The sequence below is a fragment of the Numidum massiliense genome, assembly GCF_001375555.1.
In the GTDB taxonomy this organism is placed as follows: domain Bacteria; phylum Bacillota; class Bacilli; order Thermoactinomycetales; family Novibacillaceae; genus Numidum; species Numidum massiliense.
This window is the reverse complement of record NZ_CTDZ01000009.1, coordinates 929,052-949,005: the sequence shown is the minus strand read 5'-3', so window position 1 is coordinate 949,005 and position 19,954 is coordinate 929,052. Positions and strand designations below refer to the sequence as shown.

17 protein-coding genes and 1 tRNA gene are annotated in these 19,954 nt (G+C 50.5%); 9 read left to right on the top strand and 9 right to left on the bottom strand.

All coding sequences use genetic code 11. The features are described from left to right. The first annotated feature begins 47 nt into the window (after positions 1–47). Complete coding sequence (selA, locus tag BN1247_RS04975) at positions 48–1,526, top strand: L-seryl-tRNA(Sec) selenium transferase (RefSeq protein WP_231633147.1); 1,479 nt, start codon at positions 48–50, stop codon at positions 1,524–1,526. A 20-nt stretch (positions 1,527–1,546) separates the two neighbouring features. On the opposite strand, the gene BN1247_RS17605 is transcribed toward selA, so the two are convergent. Next, positions 1,547–1,711 (bottom strand): hypothetical protein, encoded by a 165-nt coding sequence (locus BN1247_RS17605; protein WP_187119728.1) that lies wholly within the window; start codon positions 1,709–1,711, stop codon positions 1,547–1,549. A 117-nt stretch (positions 1,712–1,828) separates the two neighbouring features. On the opposite strand from BN1247_RS17605, the gene BN1247_RS04970 reads away from it, so the two are divergent. The 3 genes from BN1247_RS04970 (at position 1,829) to BN1247_RS04960 (ending at position 5,195) form a co-directional block, all read left to right on the top strand. Beyond that, positions 1,829–2,542, top strand: coding sequence for a response regulator transcription factor (locus tag BN1247_RS04970; protein ID WP_054949398.1), 714 nt, complete (start codon positions 1,829–1,831; stop codon positions 2,540–2,542). After that, positions 2,539–3,987 (top strand): HAMP domain-containing sensor histidine kinase, encoded by a 1,449-nt coding sequence (locus BN1247_RS04965; protein ID WP_054949397.1) that lies wholly within the window; start codon positions 2,539–2,541, stop codon positions 3,985–3,987. Before BN1247_RS04970 ends, BN1247_RS04965 begins: the two co-directional genes overlap by 4 nt. A gap of 74 nt (positions 3,988–4,061) precedes the next feature. Further along, positions 4,062–5,195 (top strand): LolA family protein, encoded by a 1,134-nt coding sequence (locus BN1247_RS04960; RefSeq protein WP_054949396.1) that lies wholly within the window; start codon positions 4,062–4,064, stop codon positions 5,193–5,195. Positions 5,196–5,395: 200 nt separating this feature from the next. Here the strand turns inward: BN1247_RS04960 and BN1247_RS04955 are convergent, their stop codons facing one another. Further along, positions 5,396–6,445 (bottom strand): metallophosphoesterase family protein, encoded by a 1,050-nt coding sequence (locus BN1247_RS04955; protein WP_054949395.1) that lies wholly within the window; start codon positions 6,443–6,445, stop codon positions 5,396–5,398. Between the two features lie 250 nt (positions 6,446–6,695). Here BN1247_RS04955 and BN1247_RS04950 point away from each other — a divergent pair, with 250 nt between their 5' ends. From BN1247_RS04950 to BN1247_RS04945, 3 genes are all read left to right on the top strand, one after another. Next, positions 6,696–7,592 carry an EamA family transporter gene (locus BN1247_RS04950; RefSeq protein WP_054949394.1) on the top strand — a complete coding sequence of 299 codons (897 nt, stop codon included), beginning with the start codon at positions 6,696–6,698 and terminating at the stop codon, positions 7,590–7,592. Positions 7,593–7,624: 32 nt separating this feature from the next. After that, the gene (locus tag BN1247_RS17935; RefSeq protein WP_390622027.1) at positions 7,625–7,720 is read left to right on the top strand and encodes a restriction endonuclease; all 96 of its coding nucleotides are present in this window, start codon (positions 7,625–7,627) and stop codon (positions 7,718–7,720) included. 282 nt (positions 7,721–8,002) lie between these two features. Next, positions 8,003–9,328, top strand: coding sequence for a helix-turn-helix domain-containing protein (locus BN1247_RS04945; RefSeq protein ID WP_054949393.1), 1,326 nt, complete (start codon positions 8,003–8,005; stop codon positions 9,326–9,328). A gap of 349 nt (positions 9,329–9,677) precedes the next feature. On the opposite strand, the gene BN1247_RS04940 is transcribed toward BN1247_RS04945, so the two are convergent. The 4 genes from BN1247_RS04940 to BN1247_RS04920 all read right to left on the bottom strand — a co-directional run bounded on the left by BN1247_RS04940 (position 9,678) and on the right by BN1247_RS04920 (position 13,550). After that, on the bottom strand, positions 9,678–10,496 hold the full coding sequence (locus tag BN1247_RS04940; protein WP_231633145.1) for an SDR family oxidoreductase: 819 nt from the start codon (positions 10,494–10,496) through the stop codon (positions 9,678–9,680). A 202-nt stretch (positions 10,497–10,698) separates the two neighbouring features. Continuing rightward, positions 10,699–10,795 (bottom strand) — tRNA-Sec (locus BN1247_RS04930). A 285-nt stretch (positions 10,796–11,080) separates the two neighbouring features. Then, the gene (locus BN1247_RS04925; protein WP_187119727.1) at positions 11,081–12,061 is read right to left on the bottom strand and encodes a phosphotransferase enzyme family protein; all 981 of its coding nucleotides are present in this window, start codon (positions 12,059–12,061) and stop codon (positions 11,081–11,083) included. A gap of 172 nt (positions 12,062–12,233) precedes the next feature. Further along, positions 12,234–13,550, bottom strand: a complete 1,317-nt coding sequence (locus tag BN1247_RS04920; RefSeq protein WP_054951500.1) for a short-chain fatty acid transporter — start codon at positions 13,548–13,550, stop codon at positions 12,234–12,236. A gap of 327 nt (positions 13,551–13,877) precedes the next feature. Here BN1247_RS04920 and BN1247_RS04915 point away from each other — a divergent pair, with 327 nt between their 5' ends. Both BN1247_RS04915 and BN1247_RS17600 read left to right on the top strand, forming a co-directional pair. Further along, positions 13,878–15,173: an IS110 family RNA-guided transposase gene (locus tag BN1247_RS04915; protein ID WP_054948550.1), complete on the top strand. Its 1,296-nt coding sequence runs from the start codon at positions 13,878–13,880 to the stop codon at positions 15,171–15,173. 414 nt (positions 15,174–15,587) lie between these two features. Continuing rightward, on the top strand, positions 15,588–15,743 hold the full coding sequence (locus tag BN1247_RS17600) for a hypothetical protein (protein WP_157360847.1): 156 nt from the start codon (positions 15,588–15,590) through the stop codon (positions 15,741–15,743). A gap of 230 nt (positions 15,744–15,973) precedes the next feature. Here BN1247_RS17600 and alr read toward each other — a convergent pair whose 3' ends face one another. Genes alr through BN1247_RS04900 form a run of 3 tightly spaced genes read right to left on the bottom strand, consistent with a single transcriptional unit; the run spans position 15,974 to position 19,724 of the window. Then, the gene (alr, locus tag BN1247_RS04910; RefSeq protein ID WP_074011257.1) at positions 15,974–17,146 is read right to left on the bottom strand and encodes an alanine racemase; all 1,173 of its coding nucleotides are present in this window, start codon (positions 17,144–17,146) and stop codon (positions 15,974–15,976) included. Further along, positions 17,146–18,651 carry a UDP-N-acetylmuramoyl-tripeptide--D-alanyl-D-alanine ligase gene (locus BN1247_RS04905; protein ID WP_231633142.1) on the bottom strand — a complete coding sequence of 502 codons (1,506 nt, stop codon included), beginning with the start codon at positions 18,649–18,651 and terminating at the stop codon, positions 17,146–17,148. The genes alr and BN1247_RS04905 overlap by 1 nt, the downstream gene beginning before the upstream one ends. Then, complete coding sequence (locus BN1247_RS04900) at positions 18,648–19,724, bottom strand: D-alanine--D-alanine ligase (RefSeq protein WP_054949388.1); 1,077 nt, start codon at positions 19,722–19,724, stop codon at positions 18,648–18,650. Before BN1247_RS04900 ends, BN1247_RS04905 begins: the two co-directional genes overlap by 4 nt. Between the last annotated feature and the right edge of the window lie 230 nt (positions 19,725–19,954).

Sequence of the window (19,954 nt, the reverse complement as noted above, 5' to 3'; positions counted from 1 at the left end):
GCTAGCATTAGTCTGTCGATCAACTTGGACGAAGTTTGCATTTATTTGTGACGCGCGCCGCCAGACGGTACAATGAATACATTACGTTTTTATTTAAAGATGAAAGGTCGATCATTATGTCTGTTACTAAGGAGGAAGCGCTGCGCAGCCTCCCTGCCGTAGACCAACTATTACACAGTCCAGAACTGAAGCTGTACGCAGGCCGTTTTCCGCAGTCTTTGTTAACAAAAATCGTACAAGACACGCTGGCACAAATACGGATTAACTACCGTCAGGCTGCTACACCTCAGGTACTTTCACCCACCGAAATCGCCGCGCGCGTCGTCGCTGCTCTCGAGGCGTGGGAGCGGCTCCGCTTGCAACCGGTCATCAATGCGACAGGAGTCGTCTTACATACGAACTTAGGCCGCGCCGTCTTAAGTGACGCAGCGGTTACGCGCATGCGCGACACAGCTGCCACATACTCCAACCTCGAATACGACCTCGCCTCCGGTGCACGCGGTTCCCGCCATACGTACGTCGAACAGTTGCTCTGCCGTCTCACCGGCGCCGAAGCAGCGATGGTCGTTAACAACAATGCAGCAGCCGTCTGGCTCACCTTGCGCGAGTTGGCACGAGGCAAAGAAGTCGTCGTTTCACGGGGTCAACTCGTCGAAATCGGTGGCTCCTTTCGCGTCTCGGAAATTATGGCCGAAAGCGGGGCACTGTTACGCGAAGTCGGCACGACGAACAAAACCCACCTCCACGACTACAGTCGTGCGATTGACGAAGATACCGCGTTACTCCTAAAAGTGCACACGAGTAACTTCGCTTTCGTCGGTTTTCACCACGAAGTGTCGCGGGAGGAGCTGGCGACTTTAGCCACAACGCACGACATCCCGCTCTACGAAGATTTAGGAAGCGGTATGCTGTACGATTTGAAACGGCACCACATCGGCAACGAACCGACCGTCGCCGAAAGCGTGCGCGCAGGCGTCGACGTCGTCAGCTTCAGCGGCGACAAACTGCTTGGCGGACCGCAGGCAGGACTGATCGTCGGCAAAAAGCGCTATATCGAACGGTTGAAAAAAAACCAACTCGCCCGCGCCGTCCGCATCGACAAGTTGTCCATCGCCGCGCTGACGAGTACGCTCGAGACGTATTTACAGCCGGAACGCGCCCGCGAGGAAATCCCCGTGCTCCGCGCCATTTTAATGGAGGAACAAGAGGTGCGACGGGAGGCGGAAGCTTTAGCGGCGGACATTCGCTCTAAGTTAGCCCCAGCGCTCGACGCGTCTGTCCACCCGACGACGGCCGAAGTCGGCGGCGGCTCCTTGCCCGGCGTGGAACTGCCGAGTTACAGCGTACGCCTCGTACCGCGCACCGGAAAAGCGCACCATTTAGAGCGCGCCTTACGCTTCACCTCGAAGCCGCTCATCGGGCGCCTGTTCGACGACGCCTTGTGGCTCGACCCGCGCACACTGCAAGCAGGTGAACGAGAAAAAATCGCTCCCTTGTTACGAGAAGCGATGCAAGCGTTGCGTTAACGTTATAAACGTTTGTTTCGTTACTTGTACTTCTGTTTGGCTTCTTGGACGAAATGCTCGTACTCCTTGAGTTCATCATCGTCTTCAGCCTTAAACTGGAACCCTTTCGACGATAAGGGGATCTTACCCTGGTACACACCTAAAATGGTGAACTCGCCAGGGTCTCCTTTTTCTAAGAACAACAAGTACGCTTCCTTATACGCACCGCTAGGTAACGACTAACTAACGTTTATAAAGAAACTATTAAAAAACACGTCTAACATCCGGCAAATAGTATGCTGAACGTGTAGGAGGTTTGGAAAGTGAATCGCCGTTTGTTACTTGTCGAAGACGACCCGGAAATTGCGCGCGTCATTCAACGGACGTTGCAGGAAGAAGGTTACACCGTCAGTTGGGCCTCGACTGGTCAGGAAGGGTGGGAAGACTTTTGCGCGGAGGGCATTGACACGTACGCCCTCGTCCTCGTCGACTTAATGTTACCGGAAATGGACGGTTACACCTTGTGTAAAAACATTCGCTTGAAGAGCAACGTCCCGCTCCTCATCATTAGCGCCAAACAAGAGGATCGCGATAAAGTGCACGGCTTAAATATCGGAGCCGACGACTACCTCGCCAAGCCGTTCAGCCTAGGCGAATTAACGGCACGGGTCAACTCGTTAATCCGCCGCTCCTACTGGTACGCGCAAGGGAATCGCCAGCCCGCCGTCATGCATTACGCGCACGGTTTAGCGACTGATTGGGAAAAGCGCATCGTCACCTTACACGGCGAAGACGTGGCACTTACTGGCAAAGAGCTCGATCTGTTGCAAGTGCTCGCGGAAAACCCGCTGCACACTTTTTCCAAGACAGAGCTGTACGAACACATCTGGCAGCAGAGAGACTTAGGTGGCAACAACACCGTTACTGTCCACATTAAAAGCTTGCGCCAAAAACTCGGCGATCGCACGAAAGAGCCTCGCTTTATCCAAACGGTGTGGGGTCAAGGGTACCGCTTCATAGGTGAACGCATCCGATGAAACTGAAAACGTGGTTAATTATTTCCTACTTTGTCGTCATGTGTTTACCGCTCGTCGCCGGCTATGGCCTGTTCCTCTGGGTTAGTCAATACGACGAACAACGGAGCGTCACCGACTACGTGCAAAAGACGAACGACATGCACAAACTTGAACAAAAGATCGACCGCCCGGCCTTTTTTCAGTCGGAAACTGCGCGCAAACAACTCGACAAGTGGACGAACGAACAGCTCGCCCTCGTCTTGTACTCACCCGATGGCCTCATGTTGTACAACTCCTTACCGGAGACATTAACCATCCGCTCAATCGGTAAAGAACAGCTGTACAAAGACTTGTACGACTTACAGGTTGGCTACAAAACGTACACGCTGAAAAAACCGGTTTTTCAAGACAGCGAGTTGCTTGGTTTTTACGAGATTACAGCGCTGCGCACCGATTGGGATCAAGGTGTTAAACAGCGCAGCGCACTTACGCTAGTCGTATGGTTAGCCGTTTTCATCGCCACGTACGGCGTCGTCGTCTCGCTGTTGAACCGCAAACTGAACCGACCGCTCAAACAGCTTATGGAGAACATGAGTGCCTTCGCTAAAGGTAAAAAGAGTAAAAAGCTTCCCCAGCGCAACGATGAAATTGGCGAATTAACGACCCGCTTTGAAACAATGAAGCAGCAAATCGAGCGCGCACAACGAGAAATCGCGCAGCAACAACGTGAGAAAGAATACATGGTGGCGACGATCTCTCACGATTTAAAGACACCGCTGACGTCGATCCGCGCCTATAGTGAAGCACTAAGCGCAGAGCGCGCGTTAACGGCACAAGAAAAACAAGAATACCAATCGGTCATTTTTGACAAAATCGACTACATGCACAGCATGTTGGACGATTTAACGACGTACACGCTGTTGCAGTCGCCGACGTATGAGATGGCGTTAGTCGAGGTTGACGGCAGTGAATTTTTTGAGATGTTGCTGTCTGGGTACGAAGAAATGTGTCAAGCAAAGCACATACAGCTAGCTGTCACTAATGAAGTGACTGCCGCGTGCCGCGTCAATGCTAAGCAACTTATTCGCGTCGTCGACAATTTGATGCACAACGCCATTCGCCATACACCCGAAGAGGGGCAGATTTGGCTCGCGGCCATCGACGCCAGTTTCGGACTTCCCGCGTGGATCCTCCCAGCTTTGCGACCACACATCGTCTGGCCAGCGAGCGGAATCGTCCTCCTCGTGCAAAACGAAGGGCCTGGTTTGAACGAAGAACAACTTCAGCGGGTTTTTCAACCACTGTATCAAACGGACGATGCGCGCAGTCGGCGCGGCGACACGGGCACTGGACTCGGACTCAGTATCGCCAAACGCATTATGGAAAAACACGACGGTTCCATCCGCCTTTCTTCCGCACCGGAAAGCGGCACATGTGTCGTCTGTACCTTTCCGGAATACCACTAATTTCTAGCGAATACACGGTTCAAGGAAATGATCACTAGTAAAATGTTAGAAATGACCATAAGGAGGGTTTTATCGTGAAACGACAAACTAACCAAGCAAGTGCGCAGGAAAAAAAATCGGGTAAAGTTCACGGGTTTATTCTCTCGCTCAGTGCATTTTCGTTAATCGCTGCCGGATGTTCGATGCAAGAAGCTAACGCGTACAGTCCGGAGACGATCGTGCAAAAGACGCTGGAACAGAGTAAAAGCATTGACACTTTGTATGGCGAAGCAGACTTAGTGACGTATGTGAACGACAAAAAGTCGGAGCAATTCGCGATTAAAGAATGGGTCGATTTTAAGGAAAACAAGCGTCGTACTGAAATCGATAGTAAGGACGAACAAGTGACGTCGGTAAAGGACGGGAAGAAAATCATTTCCTATACGAAAGGTGACGATACCGCACACGTTATTGACGATCCCGAGTTGCTCTCACTGAGCGAACAATCGCCGCAAGATTCGTCGCAAACACTGCTGCAGCACATTAAAAAAACGCACGATGCAGAACTTGTCGGTGAAGAAAAAGTGGCGAATCGCGACGCCTTCCACATCGAGGCAAAAGCAAAAAGGAAAAATTCTTTCGGTGGTGATATGGACATCTGGATCGATAAGAAGAACTGGATCGTGCTCAAAAGCATTAGCCACACAGGGGATATCCGTTCCGAAATGGAATATAAAAAAGTCGAGGTGAACAAGCCGCTCGAACAGTCGCTATTTGTGCTCGATTTACCGGACAACGTAAAGATGAAGACAATCGACACGGACGATGTCGGTGAAAAGGTGACGATCGACGAAGCGCGGAAGCTGTTTGACAAGCCAGTTATGTACTTCCCGGAACAAGATGGGCTCAAGGTCGAAAAGGTGGAAAAAGTAGAAGCAACTGCCTTCGAGCATAAGGAATTGATTATTTCTTACGCGAAAGAAGACCAACCGTACATCAGCCTAACTGTCCTCAAGGCAAGTGACGAGGACAAAGGCGGCGCCAGCGACCTCGGCATGAACACAAAAAAGGTGAAAGTTCGCAGCCACGAAGGTGAGTTCGTCGATGAAGAAGGATTCCGCTTCTTATCGTGGGAAGAAAACGGCATGACTTACTCGATCATGCTGGAAGATCCAAAAGTCACCCTTGAGGAATTACAGAAACTAGCGGAAACGATGAGCGAACTGTAACGCTAAAAAAGTTGCGTTTCTTCCTACACCAATCCGAACGCACAAATCCGAACGGTCGGCGACACGCTATATGATCCATAGCGTGTCTTTCGATTTTGCCCACTTTTCACCTTTTGCGCCTAACCGTTACGACGCCCCTCTTTCACCTCTATCCTTTCACCCTGTCACTCATCCGCTCGATGCTTCGCCATCGGCTAACGTTACCGTATGGATGACGTTATCGTACGAACGGCCTCTAAGGAATCGCCCGACGCACCGTTCACATCATTCGTTACATACACATAATCGTACGTACCACCTGTGATGATCAGACAGTTTAATTGGCGACCGTAAGCCGCGCCGCCGTCAATGCCGATTTTAGTGAACGCGCCAGAGTTGTCCCGCTCAAACCACGGGGCAAACATTTCTTCAACCTCGCGCAGATCGTCCCTACCGCCTACCTCGTGCACACCGTGTGTCCCATCCTTATCGTTTATCCTGTTTACACCGTGTGACCCATCCCTACCGTTTATCCTGTTTACACCGTGTGACCCATCCCTACCGTTTATCCTCTCTATACCGTGTAACCCATCCCTACCGTTTAACCTCTCTAAACCGTGTAACCCACCCCTACCGTTTAACCTGTGCATGTCGTCTTCACCGCACACGCCGATTGACGCGCGCATGACGTGTAATTTCGCCGTCGGCGTATGCCCAAAGACGACCGTTTTTCCCGTGTCTAGCTGGGCGCGATAAAATTTCTCCCGAATCCACAGCATCGTTTTCGCCGGCGTTTGTCTCCAGTCGTCCAATTCGGGGTCGATGCCTGCGTGAATAAAAATGTGCCGCTCATCTTCCCAATAAAGGGGCAACGAGGCCAGAAAATCGAGGTGATCGTGATACTGTTCGCGCATCGCTTGCAAATGATTAGCCACGTCGTCTTCTGCAGTCACCGTCCGCCCGAGATAACTTTCCAACGTCGCCATACCACCGTTAATGACCCAATTGTTCCAAGACCAGTCATCGTCCAACATACTAAGCAATATTTGATCGTGGTTGCCGCGAATCGCGATCGCTCCATCCTCTTCAACCAACCGCTTGACAGTCGCAACGACCTCTTTGGAACACTTGCCGCGATCAATGTAATCACCTAAAAAAACGAGTTTGTCGGTTTCTGGACGGTACTTTACTTTGTTGAGTAACCGAGTGAGCATGTTATACTGCCCGTGAATGTCGGATATGGCGAGAATGCGCGTCGTTTCGTTGGACATCGTCTCGTACCGCCTCCTTTTCGTCTAACAATACCAAAATATTGTCCACATTAACAGGTACAGTCGTACACATCCTCCGGATATTTGTAGACTGTCCCACTCCTTTACCGCTAGAGCTTCACTGCATGTGCGTCGTCAGGGCTTTCAAAACACGCGTTTCTCTATCGCGCACATCGGCCGTAACAGCTACTTTTGTGCTATAATAGTTGTGCTTTACACGCTTACTTTTAACTGTAGGAAGGGCTATTTCATGAACTATTGGCTTTCAATACTTCTCGTATTTCTCGGCGGGGCGAGCTTCGGGCTACCCGTCATTTTTGTCAAACTAGGGTATGCGAGCGGCTTTACCCCGGCGCAGTTAACCGGCGCGCAGATCGCCTTTGGCACCGTTTTGCTTTGGATCCCCGCGTTGTTCCACTTGCGTAAGTTTCGTACCTTAACGTTAAAATCGTTCGGGAAACTGCTGCTCTTCGGCTCTTTTTCCGGCTTAACGGGCATTTTTTATTATATGGCGGCGTCCTACTTGCCCGCTTCTTTCGCCATCGTCCTCTTGTTCCAGTTCGTGTGGATCGGCATTTTAATCGAGTGGATCGCCGAGCGCAAGCCACCTCACCGCTATAAAGTGATCGCGCTCGTCATCGTCCTCATCGGAACCGTACTCGCAGCCGACGTGTCCACCATGTTCAGTGAAAACGTGTCGCCAATCGGCCTGTTGTTTGGTTTGGGGTCCGCGCTCAGTTACGCGCTGTTTCTTTTCTTCAGCGGCCGCATCGCGACCGAAGTGAGTCCGTGGATTCGCAGCCCGCTGATGGTAACCGGCTCCCTCGTGCTCATCTTTTGCGTCTATCCGCCCACTTTTTTGTTCGACGGATCGCTCACAAACGGATTGTGGCCATACGGGCTTCTTACTGGACTGTTCGGGTCATTTATCCCGATTTTATGCTTCACAGCTGGCATTCCGCAGATCGGATCGGGCTTAGCGACCATCCTTGGCTCGGCCGAACTGCCTGTCGCCGTGATCGCTTCCCGGCTCATACTACACGAACAGGTGACAGGCTGGCAATGGGTCGGCGTTGCCCTAATCTTATGCGGCATTCTCGTTTCTGAACGCCGCTCACCCGTGCCACACGGGGAAGCGCGCACCTAACAATCGATGAGCTGAAGGCATACGACGAGCTGTTGCACAACATGGCCGAACAGCAGATCGTGATTGAACTCGACGACGGGGTGAAGGTCAATCACGCGAAGTTTAAAGGCTTAGTCGCTAAAATCTAGTCAACGGACAAAAGGGTGCACCGCATCAGTTGTGTATCCTTTTGTCCTTTATTTTATGCGTAAACGATCACACCCGAATGATTCCCCTATCTTTTTTTATCCATAAGTAAACCAACGCGACCGTTGTAATGACAACCGCGCGAATCGCCACGACACGGCCTCAAATAAATCATAAAAAAATTTTGCTCACTTAGCAGGAATTCGGCAATTTCTGTAGAATAACTTCCATAACAACTTAGACGACGACAGAGATCGCAGATCAAAAGAGGGAGGGGAATTAACATGACACTCGATCCTATTTTACTCGGGTCACTCATCCGTCAACGCCGCAAGGAGCTTGGTTTGACCTTGAACGACTTGGCCAACGAAAACATCTCGGTGCCGACGATCAGCAACATCGAACGCGGCATCACTGGCAACGTCATTAGCGATAAGGTTGCCTACATTCGCGAGAAACTCGGCTTAACTGACGAGATGGTAGAAAAAATGTTGCAAAAGACGGAAGTCGAGCAGGAGTGTTTCGCCCGTCAGATATCGTTCATCCGCCACTTGGGCGAACTGGAGCTGTACGATGAGGCGCGCAAAGAGGTGAGCGCACTCGAACGGGACGAGAGACTGAACGAGTTTCCGCTTTTTGCGGCGACTGCCCAGCTACTTAAAGGGATTGTGTTACGGAAACAAGGGCAGTGGGATCGTGCCAAGAAAGCACTACACCAAGTGTTGCGGCTACTGCAGGAAGATGACCTCGATGATGCGACCAACCTTGCTGCCGAGGCGTATTTCAACTTGGCGCTTATATTCGTCCTCGGTGACCAAGACTATGAACAAGGCATTGCATACTCTGACAAGGCGCTGGCAGAATTTTGCGAGGACGGCGAGGAAACGCATCTTAAAGGACAAATTCTATACGGTAAAGGTGCCTACTACTTTTACCTTGAACAATACGCCGAGGCGTTTCGGTATGCGATGGAGGCAAGAGAAGCGTGTGAATCGAGCCACGACGTCAAAAATCTTCTGTTAACCTACAACTTAGAGGCGCTCGTCCTCAAGCGCCAACACTTGTACGATCAGGCGTTTACAGTGTTTCAACAAGCGGTTGACCTAGCACGCAAGTGCTGTGCCGAACCGTGGATAGGGAGTGTGCTGTATCTCAATTTGGGAGATGCTCACTTTCACAAAAAAATGTACGATCAGGCCTTGCGTTATTACGACATATCGTATAATTTGTGTCGGAAAACGAATGATGAACATCAGCGGGCAACCTTGTATTATTCATACGGCGAAGTTTACTACGAGACTAAGCAGTATGATAAGGCAGAGGAGTATGCAAACAAAGCAACCAAGCTTGCGCAAAAGTTCAACCTAACCTCAGAATATTTACCGCTGTTGTTACTAAGGGCACAGATCGCGTCAGGGAAGAATTCCGATGAGGTAAAGGCAATTTGCGAAAAAGGAATGCAGTTAGCCGAAAGGAGCAAGTTGCTCAACAAAAAGAAGGACTTTCATTTCGTGCTGGCGAATTACCACAATAGAATCGGCGACCGTGAAGCATTTCTCCATGAAACAGAAAATATGTTTAACATAGAGTCCATTACTCGTAGGAGGTAATTGCCGTTGAAAAAACTGTTTGCTTCAGTCATCGTCGTCGCTCTTTTAGTTATACCATTAATAGCGTTTGCCGGAGATCGGTGCCCTACTCCGATCAATGCACATAAGCAGGAACAGAGTAAATAATGGATGGTTCACTGTAACACAATGCACCCAGGGACAGCCTCACAGCTGTCCCATCTATTTCCACCATCTATTTCTCAATTTCGTGTTGACCAGTTATTACAAATAGAACGCAAGAGAGTTGTCACGTATGCAAGAGAGTTGTCACGTATGATGGATCACCTGTTGTCACAGGAATATTTCATGAACCACCGTATACCGAACGGTTCATGCGGTGCACAGCCCGTCATTTTTGCGTAAACCACTTCTTCCCCACTTTTTTAATCAGGCGTGGAAACAACTGTTGTAACCTTACCGCCGCGCGCATAAAAGACGGCAGGACGACCTCGTCGCGCGGACGGCGGATCACATTTACGACTGCTCGTACGACATCTTGTGGCTTAATCATGAACTTCTTTACATTGCGCACGTAGTCCCCGCTGCGGTCTGCACGCTCGAAAAACGGCGTGTCGACCGGGCCGGGGCAAACCGCCGTCACAAACACCCCTGTATTCGTGAGTTCCAAGCGCAAACTGTCGGTGAACCCGATCACGGCAAACTTGGAGGCGGCATAGCCCGTGGACTTGGCAGTCGCAATTTTTCCCGCCACAGAAGCGATGTTAATGACGTGCCCTTCACCCTGTGCGAGCATATGTGGCAATACGTACTTCGTACACAACACGGTCCCCATGTAGTTAACGTCCATCATCCCGCGCATGTCCGCGATTTCAGCTTCAGCGAAGCGGTCAAACACGCCGTATCCGGCATTGTTGACGAGGACGTCGATCCGCCCGTACGTCCCGATGACCCGCGCGACCATCGCCTGTACGTCATTTTCTTGTGTCACATCGGTAGGAATGACTAAGCTGCTCGCGCCATCCACACAACCCGCAAGAGGTACACGATCTTTGCACTCCACCTCGAGCGCAAGCCTGGCGGTGGCCAACTTCTGATGCGAACGCGCGACGAGCACGACCTTTGCCCCGCGTGCTGCACAACTCTTCGCTAGCTCAGCGCCAATGCCGCTACTCGCACCTGTAATGACGATCACTTTACCGGAAAACACGTGGTATCCCCCTAACATCCCTTAACTACGAAAACTTTGATACTGCGCATGAAACTTTTGATACTACGCATGGCTGAAGCTGCAGTTTTTATAAAAATGTCGCACGATAAAAAAAGACCCGCAACCGGGTCCTGTTTTTTGCACATTCGTACATTCGCGAGCACATTTACGATCAGATTGAGCTGCATTCGCAAGTACATATTGGCGGGAGCGTGTGGGAATCGAACCCACCAAGGACCGAACCGGCCCCTCGCATGGTTTTGAAGACCAGGGAGCGCACCAGCTACTCACCCGCCCCCACGCAGCTTAATACATCTGATCAAATTCCTTTAACATTTGCGTGTACTCGTTAATTTTCAATTCGAGACATTCTTTACATATCAAGGAAGCTGTCCCTTCACTTTCGTCCCTGCCCGAAAAACCATGTGGCGTTACTTCCTTTAATTCATCGCAAAAGTCGCAAACGTCGATTCGGGAAGACATGGGTACAAACTCCCCCTTTTTTCATCCTAGTGTAAGTATATATTAGTTTACCAGCAAATACAATAATATACTCCCTGTCGACATCTTTTTTTCACTGCCGCCTATGTTAAAGCAGTTATCACATCAATGCCGTCAATAAACGGGACGCCCTGTTCCACACTTTCCCTCATGCGCCTGATGGCTCCTCTTTCGTTTTCGCTTAGCTCATTCACATTCAAAAACGTTTCGAAGTATACGTATGAATAGAGCTGTCGGTAAGACAAAAAGAATGGCAGTTTCTCGATCCATTCACGGCCAATCGTGTTTTCCCTAGCATACCCTTCAAAAAAGGCCACGAAAAAACGTTTGGCAAACGCCTGCCGTCGCCCTGGCTCACTTCGCGGAACCGTTTGTACCGCGTGGTAAAGCGAAATGGCAATGTCGTACGCAAACCAATGATACAGCGAATCACCAAAATCAAACAAAACGAGGTCGCCCTTATGGATAAAAAAATTCCCGGGATGAAGGTCGTGATGTACGATCCCGTAACACTCCCGATCTTTGGGCAACTCACACAATGTTTGTGTGTAATCGCGCCACCTCTCCTTAACCGCACGACTGACGTGGTCAGGGAAGTGTCGAAACATGTCCTCCTCGTCCCACTGCCTATGCTGCACCGCCCTTACAGGCTGGTAAACTTTCGCAAGCGCGTGCATCTTTCCCATGACTGCGCCCCATTTTCGAAACAACCGGTCGTTAAACTGTTCGCGATCCGTTACGGCAACGATATTTCCCGCGGCCTGCTCATACGCGACGACGAAATAGTCACCTTCCCCGTCTGCCGCGATTCGTTCCAACCACTCCCCGCGGGAAGAGGTAACCGCTCGCGTGACGTTCACCCCGTTTGCCGCCAAATAGTCCACCCACTCGCGTTCACTCGTAAGAAGTTCTTCGTTGCTCGCGGACGCCGGTGTAAACTTAAGGACAATCGTCTCACCGTTTCGTTCCAACCCGTAAACATTGTTGGAGAAACCGCCTAACAACCGCATCCCACACCTGTCACCACCGTACCGCCGCGCTGCTTCACTTAAACATGTTTCCAATTTGGCACGAGAAATAACGATCGCCCCCAACCACATTTCTTTCTATAACCTCATGAAATCTCTTGCAACAAAACACCTCTTATATCAGTTAACGCGATAGGACATAGACATGACAAAGCCAAAGCGTGGCCATATGAAAGTCTAGATGACATGGCCACGACATAGCCGTAAGCTACAGCAACAGCAACCCCAGGCCAATAATCGCCCCGCTAATAAACAACGTAATGAGACAAAAGCCCATAATGTCCCGCGCTTTTAAACCGGCGATCGCCAGGGCCGGCAACGCCCAAAACGGCTGGATCATGTTCGTCCAAGCGTCCCCCCAAGCGACAGCCATCGCCGTCTTTGCCGCACTCACTCCGAGTTCGTTGCCCGCCGCCAACATAATTGGTCCCTGTACGGCCCACTGACCGCCGCCCGAAGGGACAAAAATGTTGACGAATCCCGCACTTAAGAATGAGAATAGCGGAAACGTCACTTCGTTCGAGATGGCGACGAACGCTTCCGACACGACCTTCGCCAACCCAGAGTCGACCATAATTCCCATTAAACCGGCGTAAAAAGGGAACTGAATAATAATGCCACCTGCTCCTTTAACTGCTTGCTGCACAGCGACGAGAAAACGGCGCGGCGTGCGGTGCAAAAGAATACCTACAAATAAGAACGTAAAGTTGACGATATTTAGGTTCAAATTAAATCCGTTCGTCCACAAATAATACATAATATAAGCGATCCCTAACAGTCCGACGACGAGAGACAGCCACTGACTGTTTTCGAGGCGCGTTGCTGGCGTCATCGGCTCATCTTCCACTGTAGCCGCTTCCATTGAACCAGTTAACAACTGCGGGTCGACGTAGACCGCTTCTTGCGGGTTTAACATGAGACGGTTCACGATCGGCACGACAACAAAAAGGGTCGCGACGATCACTAAGTTAAACGGAGCAAAAATGGTGTCATCCGTCGGAATGACGCCAATGAGGTTTTGGGCAAAATGTCCCTCCGTGGCGATTGTCAACGGCACAGAGCCCGCCAAACCCCCGTGCCAGACGATAAAGCCACTGTACGCACTTGCAATCAGTAGGCGGTAATCAATTTTTTGCACGTACCGCGCCAGTTGCTTTGCAAACAGTGCCCCGATGACGAGGCCGAACCCCCAGTTGATCCAACTGGCAAGAAGCGAAATGAGTGTCACGAGTAGGATTGCCTGACCGCCTGTCTTCGCACTCCGCGCCAACCTCGCAAGTAAGCGCTCAAAAAAAGAGCTACTGGCCATGACGTGGCCAGTGACGAGAATGAGCACCATTTGCATCGTAAACTCTAATAGCCCCCAAAAGCCATTTCCCCAATAGGCGACAACGTCTTGCGGTGTACTCCTCGTCACGACAATTGCCGCCACAAAGACAACGAGGGATAAAATAACGGCGAATAAAAACGGATCCGGCAAATAACGTTGCATCATTTTGTTCGCTGCTGCTGCTAACCGCTTCAACATACACATCCGCCCTTTCACAAGAAAATTAATTCTGTAATATAGCGCTTACATTCGTTTATATCACATCATACCACAAGATGTCGAACGGTCTTCACCATTCTTTTTATCATAAAAAGCAAGAGCACTCATATGCTAAGGAGGTGTCGATCCATGAAAACCGTTGTCGCATTTTCATTGTCACATTCATATGCTAGAAAGAATGTCTTAAGGAGCCATTCCTGTAATGAATTAATTTGAGGTTTGCACAAAAAAAGTGCCTCCAGTAAGCTTGGGTTAGAATGTAGCGCTACACTCATTCATCCCAAGGCAAAAGGAGACACTCACATGAAGTATAAGATGAAACAGAAGAAAAATCAACGCATTTTACGCATGACCGAAAAAACCTTAATCGTTGGGGCAGACATTGCCAAGCAGACACACGTCGCTCGTGCGATCGACTTTCGGGGGATCGAACTCGGAAAAGACTGCGTGTTCGAGAATACGCACCAAGGGCTAACCAAACTGGTGAAGTGGATGAAGGACTTAAAACAGGTTCACAACAAAACAGATGTGCTGTTTGGCGTTGAACCAACTGGACACTATTGGTTTCCTTTAGCGGCATTTTTAAAAGAAGAAGGCATCAAAGTCGTTGTGGTTAACCCACATCATGTCAACCGAAGTAAAGAGTTGGAAGACAACTCACCGACGAAAAACGACTACAAAGATGCCAAAGTGATCGCGGATCTTATCCGCAACGGTCACTACGCTGAACCGAAGTTCCCGACACAGGTTTATGCCGATTTACGGATCATCATGAACCTGCGAGAAAAAGTAATGGTGAACTTTAATCAAGCAAAACTGCGTATTCAGAACTGGCTAGACCGCTTCTTCCCTGAGTACCATCAAGTGTTTAAAGACTGGGAAGGCAAAGCATCGCTAATGACCTTGCGTGAATTTCCAATGCCCAATGAGATTGTCGCTTTAGGCGCCGAAGCCATTCTCAAGCATTGGAAATCGGAAGTGAAGCGGGCTGTCGGGATAAAGCGCGCCGAGAAGTTGGTGAAAGTAGCGACAACTTCTATCGGGCTTACAGAAGGCATGTATGCCGCGAAGATTGAATGTTCGATGCTGCTAGATCAGTACACCTTGTTAGCTGACCAACTAGAAGAGATCATGCGGCAAGTGGAGCAACTGCTTGAGAAAATCCCCGGTACCGAAGCAATGATGACCATTCCCGGTGTGGGCATTGTCACACTCGCTGGTTTTCTAGCAGAAGTGGGTGATTTAAATGACTACGACCACGGGCAACAAATCATCCGCTTGGCGGGGTTGAATCTCAAAGAGAATAGCTCAGGCAAGAAGAAGGGGAAAGCGAGTATTAGTAAACGAGGACGTGCAAGGTTACGTGCCCTGCTATTCCGATGTGTCCTCCCGATGGTCGCTAAAAATGCCGAGTTTAAAGCGATGCATCGTTACTACACGACACGTCGTCACAATCCCCTGAAAAAGAAGCAATCGCTTATTGCCCTATGCTGCAAACTGATCAAAGTTCTGCATACGCTCGGTACGAGGCAGATTGCGTATGATGCGAAGGATGTTCTGGGTCCAGTGCGCCAGCAACAGTTACAGATGGCTGCTTAAAACGAATTAGCCAATCGTCGTGTGACCTTAAGTTTTTCCGTAGGGAAGGCAAAGACAACTGAAGCACGGAGTAGCCGCAGTACAATTTCCATAAGGGCAACGACCCAGTAAGGGAGCAAGAAGCGGCCTCCACCCCTTGAGAGGTAGAACGAAGGAATGTAAGGGCAATAGACCCCGTGTGACATGGGAGGGTAAACCGCAAGGGTGAAAGTGGAGATCCAGGGTGCGATCATCGCATAATGACTGGGGGAATATGGAATTTAGTGTTATTTCTCTGTTCCCGCACCAAACCCCGATCCCATAAAAACACAGTTATGCACTTATTATCCATCACACTCAAATGTCAAGGGCTGAAATACGGTGAATGAGTGAGGAAACACGAGATAAAACTAATTTATAGTGGGAGGATATCGAATGATGTTGAGAATCGGACCGTTTTGCGTGACAATTTCGCGCCACTGCCTAAAGGCAGCGGAATTGCACCGTGCTTGGAAAAAAGAACGACTACTAAAACAAATAGCAATAGAACGCGGACGTGAGTTGGAGGAGCGCCTTCACTACTACCTTTAACAACGTACAATACTAGCGTACGATTTTCAGGCAGTAATTGCTAGAATAGTAAGGATCGCGTTTCAACGCCAAATAAGGATATCCCGAACGCATTCGGGATATCCTACAGTCCGTTCAACGATCCGTTAGGCAAGTGGTACACAACGTCCTTTTATGAGCGGGTATAGCATGTATGCCACGCAAATGGTACTGCACGTTCTTTATACGAATGATACAGGATGTCTGTGATACTAACCGACGACTACCGGATCCCTCGCTGCCATTCGCGAACGTTCTTCGTAGACCCCGACGACTTCACCATCGTACAAGTACACGCGCGGTACGCGGTCCGTAATCATCGTCGATACTTCTTGCGGTGCACCACCGACATGCTGGCCTAAATCGGACAGGAGAATCCGCCGTTTACCTTGTGCGCCGAGCAATGTGACCTTCGTGCCTGGAGGGTAATATGCGGGTAAGCAAATCATCTGTTGATCCATACATATTTTACCGACGATCGGCGCTTCTCGCCCACCGACCAGTGTGTGAAAACCTTGAAAACAATGGGACCAGCCGTCGGCATAACCGATCGGAACGGTTGCGATCCATTCGTCTCCTACGGTTCGGTAGGACATGTCGTAACCGACGAAACACCCTTTTTTCAATCGTTTGACGTGCGTCACTCGCGTGTGTAGCGAGAGAGCAGGTTGTAAGGAAACACGGCTGACCTCCCCCGGGACAGGGTCTATCCCGTATAGGGCTGCCCCGATTCTAACCATGTCAAAGGTGTTGTCCGGATCTCGCAGCGCCGCCGCACTATTGGCACAATGCACGGTCACATCGGGAAACCCTTCGGCCTTAAACGATTCCTGCATCGCCAAAAAGCGCTGATACTGCTCGTTGTAATAAGTCGTATCTGGCTGATTTGCCGACGCGAAATGGGTGTACAGCCCTTCGACGGCGATATCGTCCGCGCGCAATAGTGGCGCAAGTGCCCCCAACTCCGCGCGCTCGCGAAGGCCTAGCCGCCCTAATCCCGTGTCACACTTCACGTGCACGCGCACGCGATCTTTCGACGTTTTGTACCTCCGCATCTCCTGTAACCAAGTGGCGTCGCTAACGGTTAAGGCAAGGTCGTTAGCGACCGCTATGTCAATATCTTGAGGCACGATTGGAGTGAGCACTAAAATCGGTGCCCGAATGCCGTTCTGGCGCAAATGGATCGCTTCACTTAACAGAGCGACGGCAAAAGCATCGACACCGCTTTTTAGGGCCACTTCGGCGACTTGCACGTCACCGTGTCCGTAGGCGTCAGCTTTTACCGCAGCCATAAATTGGACCCTTGGACCGATTCGTTGGCGAATTTGCTTAATGTTATGTGCGATGCGATCCAAACGCACTTCCGCCCACGTGTGCCGGTGGATTAAGGAGCTAACGCAGCGACCACTTCCTCTAGTCGTAAGTCGCGCGAACCTTTGACCAAAATAAGACATCCGTCTTCAGCCACCTCCTTAAGTGCCGAAATGAGATCCTCTTTTGTCGTGAAAGCCATTATTTGACGCCCGGGAGCGCGCTGCTTCGCAGCCGCTGCGATGTGAGCTGCTAACGGACCAATCGTCAATAAGGCATCAATTTGCTCTAAGTCAATCTGTGAGCCAATCTCTTGATGCAGACGAACCGCCTCGTCACCCATGTCGAGCATGTCGCCGAGAACAGCGATTTTTTTCTGATACTTTTTCAACCCGTACATCGTGTCTAAGGCAGCGCGCAGACTCGTCGGATTCGATTTGTATGTGTCGTTCATAATCGTTACATTGCCGACCCGCGTAAGCTCGTTGCGCATATGCGAAGCTTCTACCTGTAACAGCCCTTGCACCATCCGCGTGTATGGAACGCCCAGGTGGGCAGCAACGGTGATGGCACAAATCCCATTCATCAGTTGGTGCTGACCGAGTAGCGGCAGAAATAACGGCGGGCAATTAGCATGAGCAAGGGTGAAAGAAATACCCGATTCCGTCCAAGTAAATCGCTGTGGATAGAAGGAATTAAACGACGACTGGCCAAATGTCACGGTTTGGTACGGTAACATCCCGCTACGCCTGACCCTCTGCACATGTTGTATTAGACGCGCATCGTCACCGTTGTAAACGAAGAGTCCGTCTTCGCTCAAGCCCGTTAAAATCTCCATTTTCGCTTGCGCAATCCGCTCACGCGACCCGAGATCGGACAAGTGGCATTCACCGACGTTCGTAATCACCGCGACATCTGGACGGGCGAGCGATGTCAACTGTTCGATTTCACCTAGGCCAGACATCCCCATCTCCACGACAGCGACCTCCGTATGTTCGGCTAACGCTAATAACGTCAAAGGCACGCCAAAATGGTTGTTTAAATTACCACGCGTTTTCTGGGTATTATATGTCGTGGCTAACAAGGCGGCTAAAATGTCTTTCGTCGACGTTTTCCCGTTACTCCCGGTAATACCGATAACTTTTACGCCTAGCTGTTGCCGGTATGCCTGTGCCAACCGTTGGAGCGCAGCGGTCGTGTCGTCGACGAAAATGAGCGGGACATTCGGCGGCGGCTCCGGCTCTCGCTTGTTCCACAACGCCGCCACCGCGCCGCTTGCCAGCGCTTGACGCACAAAGGCGTGCCCGTTAAACCGCTCTCCGACGATCGGGATAAACAAGTTGCCAGGTTGAATCGTGCGCGTATCGATCGAAACGCCGTGCACCTCAAGCACCTGCTCGCTGTCGCGAACGCCATCGTGTCGGCCAGACCCACCAGCCTGCGGTCCTTCCTCGCCCGCAAGGCATTCACCCTCGTCCACGTGCCGCCCGCTCTCGTCTATGTGTCGCTCGCTCTCGTCCACGTGCCGCCCGATTCCGCCCACCATGTGTGCAATTTGCGTGAACGTGCGCCTAATCATACGGTGACCCTCGTATGACAAATTTGTTGTTTTTGGGCGTGACGTTCCAGCGCGAGCTCGATTAAGCGGTCGATGAGCTGCGGGTAGGTGGTGCCGTTCGTTTGTTCCCACAGGACGGGAAACATACTGAATGCGGTACATCCCGGCAACGTGTTCACCTCATTTAGAAAAATGTCGCCCGCGTCGGTCACAAAGAAGTCGACGCGCATGAGTCCGGAGCCGTTAATCGTTTGAAATGCTTTTACAGCTAATTCCCGCACGGCGCTATGTGTATCCTCCGTAATGTTTGCCGGAATTTGTTTAAATAACTTCCCTTGACCATACTTCGTCCCGTAGTCAAAAAACGCTTTTTCTTTTACAAACTCACCAGCAATCGAACTGATCGGGTGGTCATTGCCGATGACGGCCACTTGAACCTCGCGCCCAACGACTTCTTGCTCAACGACGATTTTGCGGTCGTACAGGAACGCCTCGCGAATAGCTCGCCTTAGCGCGGCGCGATCGGCGCACCAGTTGATACCGACACTGGAACCCATTTGCGCCGGTTTGACGTAACAAGGGTAGCCAATCGTCTGCTCGATTCGTACCTCTACTGCCTCCTCATCCGCCTCCCATTCGTGGTGTTTGAACGCGACGTAATCGCATTGTGGCAGCCCTGCTGTAGTAAATAACTCTTTCGTCGTTACTTTGTCAATGCCGATCGCGGACGCTTGCACGCCGTTCCCGACATAAGGTACATTCAACAGCTCTAGTAACCCTTGCAACGTCCCATCTTCACCGTTCGGACCGTGAATGACGGGAAAGACGACCGTCTTTTCGGTTGTAGAAAAGTAACGCAACAAGATGTCGCCAAGCGATTGCGCAATGTCTTCACTCTCGCCGTCAAATTGCAATTGACACGCGTCCCCGCGTAGTTGACCGCAACTGCGCCACGTTCCCTGTTTTGTAATGTAAACGGGAAAAATATTATACTTCGCTTTGTCGACGGCGTTTATGACGGTTGTCGCTGTCGTCAAAGATACTTCGTGTTCTGCCGACTTTCCTCCGTATAGGATCAACAAATTCTTCTTCATAAGTAGCCTCCTAGTGTCGTTTTGGGGTTGTCTGACAACCTAATACCTTTACACTACAACGCAATCCTCAAATCCTTTTCAAAACCTGTTTAAAAAGTATTAAGGAACCCCAAATAATTTATTAGGTCCATTAAGCACCGCAACCCATTCCGTTCATTCTTTCAGACGAGCGACTCAATGGATCTGGTAGCCAACTTGTTTCACCTAATAGACGAAGGTCAGTTGAAAAA